Here is a 1304-nt window from a genome sequence, read left to right as displayed (position 1 = left end):
TGTACAAGGCCCGGGAACGTATTCACCGCAGCGTTGCTGATCTGCGATTACTAGCGACTCCGACTTCATGGGGTCGAGTTGCAGACCCCAATCCGAACTGAGACCGGTTTTTTGGGATTCGCTCCATCTTGCGATTTCGCAGCCCTTTGTACCGGCCATTGTAGCATGTGTGAAGCCCAAGACATAAGGGGCATGATGATTTGACGTCATCCCCACCTTCCTCCGAGTTGACCCCGGCAGTCTCCTATGAGTCCCCGCCTTTACGCGCTGGCAACATAGAACGAGGGTTGCGCTCGTTGCGGGACTTAACCCAACATCTCACGACACGAGCTGACGACAACCATGCACCACCTGTACACCGACCTTGCGGGGCACCCATCTCTGGGTGTTTCCGGTGTATGTCAAGCCTTGGTAAGGTTCTTCGCGTTGCATCGAATTAATCCACATGCTCCGCCGCTTGTGCGGGCCCCCGTCAATTCCTTTGAGTTTTAGCCTTGCGGCCGTACTCCCCAGGCGGGGAACTTAATGCGTTAGCTGCGGCACAGACCTCGTGGAATGAGGCCCACACCTAGTTCCCAACGTTTACGGCGTGGACTACCAGGGTATCTAATCCTGTTCGCTCCCCACGCTTTCGCTTCTCAGCGTCAGTAGTGGCCCAGAGACCTGCCTTCGCCATCGGTGTTCCTCCTGATATCTGCGCATTTCACCGCTACACCAGGAATTCCAGTCTCCCCTACCACACTCTAGTCTGCCCGTACCCACCGCAAGTCCGAGGTTGAGCCTCGGATTTTCACGGCAGACGCGACAAACCGCCTACAAGCTCTTTACGCCCAATAATTCCGGACAACGCTCGCACCCTACGTATTACCGCGGCTGCTGGCACGTAGTTAGCCGGTGCTTCTTCTGCAGGTACCGTCACTTTCGCTTCTTCCCTGCTGAAAGAGGTTTACAACCCGAAGGCCTTCATCCCTCACGCGGCGTCGCTGCATCAGGCTTTCGCCCATTGTGCAATATTCCCCACTGCTGCCTCCCGTAGGAGTCTGGGCCGTGTCTCAGTCCCAGTGTGGCCGGTCGCCCTCTCAGGCCGGCTACCCGTCGTCGCCTTGGTGAGCCGTTACCTCACCAACTAGCTGATAGGCCGCGAGTCCATCCCAGACCGAAAAACTTTCCAAACGGTAGCCATGCGGCTCCGTCTCGTATCCGGTATTAGCTCCGGTTTCCCGGGGTTATTCCAGAGTCTGGGGCAGGTTACTCACGTGTTACTCACCCGTTCGCCACTGATCACCCAAGAGCAAGCTCTCGAG

The 1304-nt window shown here is 57.1% G+C and carries 1 rRNA gene; it reads right to left on the bottom strand.

What is annotated here, in order from left to right:
- Positions 1-1304: ribosomal RNA gene (locus CKO42_RS26575) — 16S ribosomal RNA — on the bottom strand; the annotation flags it as partial.

The sequence above is a fragment of the Lamprobacter modestohalophilus genome (assembly GCF_016583905.1).
Taxonomy (GTDB): Bacteria; Pseudomonadota; Gammaproteobacteria; order Chromatiales; family Chromatiaceae; genus Lamprobacter; species Lamprobacter modestohalophilus.
This window is presented reverse-complemented; position numbering and strand designations above follow the sequence as displayed.